This is a genomic window from Sandarakinorhabdus sp., from assembly GCF_031422795.1.
GTDB lineage: Bacteria > Pseudomonadota > Alphaproteobacteria > Sphingomonadales > Sphingomonadaceae > Sandarakinorhabdus.
In genome coordinates, this window is record NZ_JANPML010000244.1 from 1 (window position 1) to 3650 (window position 3650).

The window sequence follows — 3650 nt, forward strand, 5'->3', positions numbered from 1 at the left end:
TCGGTGGTCTTGTTGGAGCTGTTGGCAAAGGCGCCTTCCCAATCCCAATTGCCGATCTGGCCGCGCAGGCCGGCCATCACGCGATAGGTGCTGGTATCGGTGGAGATAAAGCGTGGGCCCAGATCCGTGGGGCGCCAATTCTGCAGCAGCACATTAACACCGCCGGCCGGCGCATCGGTGGTGTTGAGGCCGGGCAGGCGATTGGGGCTGGAGGTCGCGCCGAAGGGGTTCCAGTAGTTGCTGGCCGGAATGATCAGGAAGGCCAGGCCGGAATCGAGCGGCTGGGTGGCGCGATTGCCGGTGGTGGTGGCCTTGTAATACAGGCCTTCGGCAAAGAACTGCACACCGCTGGCAAATTCATGTTCGAAGATGCTGTAAACATTGATGCGATCGGCATCGGTGATCAGCTGGCGGCCGCGTGCCGACACCGGATCATTGGCGATGAACACGCCTTCACCGCGGGCATTGTTGGGCTGGTTGGCGTTGAAATCATAACGCAGGCCGGTGTCCAGCGTGGCATCGTCAATCCCCATGCAGCCGCCCGGGCGCGTACCGAGCTGAGCGCGGGTGCCGGGGAAACTGCACGGCTGGACATGGAACACGCCGTTGGTTGCTGTCAGCGCGGTGGTGCCCTGGCGAATGCGGCTGCCCACAAACACATTCTGCGCGTTGACAGCGCCGGTCTGGAACTGGCCAAAGGGTGACGAGGTCGAAGTGTTGCGGAAATCGGTGGTGGTGGTGCCGAACGGGTCGCTGCCCAGCACGCCGCGTTTGTCGACCGTGCTGAACTGCGGGCCAAGCTCGCTGGCATACAGCCCCTTGCGTTCAAAATAGCCGCCGGTGAACATCACCTTGGTGCGGCCTTCGTTGAACTTGAAGCCGAAGGCGACATCGGCCTGGAATTCGTCGCTGCCGGTGCCTTCGACACCGGAATAGCGCAGCGTGGCGCGCAGCCGATCAAAATTGGCATCGAGGATGGTGTTGACCACGCCCGCCGTCGCATCCGAACCATAAAGCGCCGAGGCACCGTCGCGCAGCACTTCGACACGGTCGATCCCGGCGGCCGGGAAGGCGTTGACGTTGGTGATCTGGCGCGGTGTGGAGCCAATGTCCTGGTTCACCGCGTGGGCGGCGATGCGGCGGCCATTCAGCAGCACCAGCGTGTTGCCGGTGCCCAGGCCGCGCAGGTTGATGGTTGCCACGTCGCCGCGCGCATCATTGGGGCCATCGGCGGCGCCGTTGATTTCGGCGGCACCGGCCTGGGCGATGTTTTCAAAGATTTCGCCGGTGGAATTGACACCGAATGCCGCGATATCGTCGGCATTGAGGATGGTGACGGCCAGCGCCCCGCTGTCCGAAGCGCCCTTGATGTTCGATCCGGTGACGATGATCAGCTCTTCTTCCTTGGCTGCGGCAGCGGTGTTGGCCGGCGGAGTCGATTGCGCCAGCGCCGGGCCGGCGAGCAGAGCGATGGCGAGCGCCGCCAGGCTGGTCGAATTGGTGATGGTCATGAAAATAGTCCCCTGTTCTGGTCAGTCGGTGTCGGCTTCCGGGCCTGGATTGGCGATGTCGGCCCCGAAATTGTGGTGCGTGAAGATATTGGCGAACTGGTCTTCGTTGATGGCGCGTTCCCAGCGCGAGACGACGATGGTGGCCACGGCATTGCCGATGAAATTGGTCAGCGCCCGGCATTCCGACATGAAGCGATCGATGCCCAGGATCAGCGCCATGCCGGCAATCGGCACGCTGGGCACAATCGACAATGTGGCGGCCAGCGTGATGAAGCCCGCCCCTGTTACCCCGGCCGCGCCCTTGCTGCTGAGCATGGCGACGCCCAGCAGCAGCAACTGATCGCCCAGGCTGAGCGTGATGCCGGTGGCCTGCGCAATGAACAGCGCCGCCAGCGTCATGTAGATGTTGGTGCCATCCAGATTGAAGCTGTAGCCGGTGGGCACCACCAGCCCCACGATGGGCCGTGGGCAGCCGGCGCGCTCCATCTTGTCCATCAGGCTGGGCAGGGCCGATTCAGAACTTGAGGTGCCGAGCACCAGCAGCAGCTCGGCCTTGAGATAGCGTATCAGCGTGAAGATCGAAAAGCCCGCCCCGCGCGCCACCAGCCCGAGCACGACGATCACGAACAGCAGCGATGTGAGGTAAAAGGTGGCGACCAGCGCCGCCAGATTGGCGATGGAACCGATGCCATATTTGCCGATGGTGAAGGCGAACGCCCCGAAGGCCCCAATGGGTGCCGCCCGCATGAAGATCGCCACCAACCGGAACAGGCCGGCGCCCAGCGCTTCGAACAGGCGCAGCACCGGCCGCCCGGCTTCGCCAGCGGTGGAAAGCGCAATGCCAAAGCTTATGGCAAGGAACAGGACCTGCAGCAGATTGCCGTCCACAAAGGCGCCGGCCATGGTTTCGGGGATGATGCCCAGCAGGAAGCTGACGATGGTCTGATCCTTGGCCTTTTTCACATAATCATTGACCGCGCCGGTCTCCAGCGTGGCCGGATCGATGTTCATGCCGGCGCCGGGCTGCACGACATTGGCGACGATCAGGCCGACAATCAGCGCGATGGTGGAAAAGCACAGGAAATAGACAAAGGCCTTGCCGGCCACCCGGCCAACGCTGCCCAGATTGCGCATGCCGGCGATGCCGGTGACGATGGTGAGGAAGATCACCGGGGCGATGATCAGTTTGACCAGCCGGATGAAGCCATCGCCCAGCGGCTTCAGCGCCACGCCGGTTTCAGGCGCAAAATGCCCGATCAGGCCGCCTGCGATGATGGCAACCAGCACCTGGACATAAAGCTGCGCGTAAAGTGGCGTACGCCGTAGCGGCTGCGCCTGCACTGATGGCCCAAGAGCGATGACGGCGATTCCCCGGTTCCGATTGCCAGCCAGCGTTCTTCCGCGCGCTGTTGTCGTCTCAGTGAAACAACTGGCGCGCCGGTGCAAGTTTTGGCGCGCGCCTTATCAAATCGTCGATATTTCGGGCGAAGACTGTTGCACCGGTGCACACGTAACCGTTCGCCGGCAACCCCGCTGCTCAGCGCGCGTCGGTGATTCGGCCTTCGTCGTCGCCTTTGGGTGCGGCGGCGCGGGCAAGGGCGCGCAGCCGGTCGGGGCTGGCGGCCGGGCCGCTCAGGGCGGTGACCAGTTCAACTGTGCGCCTTGTGGCGCGGGCATAATCAAACCAGGCGCGGCGAACATGATGGCCCAGTTCGGGGGCGTAATCCCATTCCTGCCGTTCCAGCAGCCGCATCGTGGTGGGCGAATGGCGGTCGCAGCTGATGCGGGTGGCCATGAAATTGCCGGCCTTCACCTTGACCATGCCGGTGTTGCCCACCTTGCAGGTCCAATGTTCGACATCGCGCACCCAGTTTTCGGTGTTGCGCGTCCGCACTTCGGTCACCACGCGGAATTGGGTGCGGCTGCGGCTGCCGATGGGCCACATATCTTCGGGGGTGCCGATGATGGTGCGCCGGCCTTCGCCGCGCCCACTGGTCCAGATGGTGATCGGCAGCACCGGATGCATCGGCCGCCAATGGCTGCGCTTGCTCAGGCCGCGCCATTCGACCAATCGGCGGCGGATATTGCGCACCTGTTCGACATGGCCATCGGAATAGACAAAGGCATCGCCCGGCATCA

Annotated in this window: 3 protein-coding genes; all 3 read right to left on the bottom strand. The window is 63.6% G+C overall.

All coding sequences use genetic code 11. The features are described from left to right. The coding region (locus RMO81_RS08970; protein WP_310475490.1) for a TonB-dependent receptor plug domain-containing protein at positions 1-1511 on the bottom strand (1511 nt) is incomplete at its 3' end. Between the two features lie 21 nt (positions 1512-1532). After that, on the bottom strand, positions 1533-2852 hold the full coding sequence (locus RMO81_RS08975; RefSeq protein ID WP_310475491.1) for a dicarboxylate/amino acid:cation symporter: 1320 nt from the start codon (positions 2850-2852) through the stop codon (positions 1533-1535). 196 nt (positions 2853-3048) lie between these two features. Next, on the bottom strand, positions 3049-3650 hold a 602-nt coding region (locus RMO81_RS08980; RefSeq protein ID WP_310475492.1), incomplete at its 5' end, for a hypothetical protein.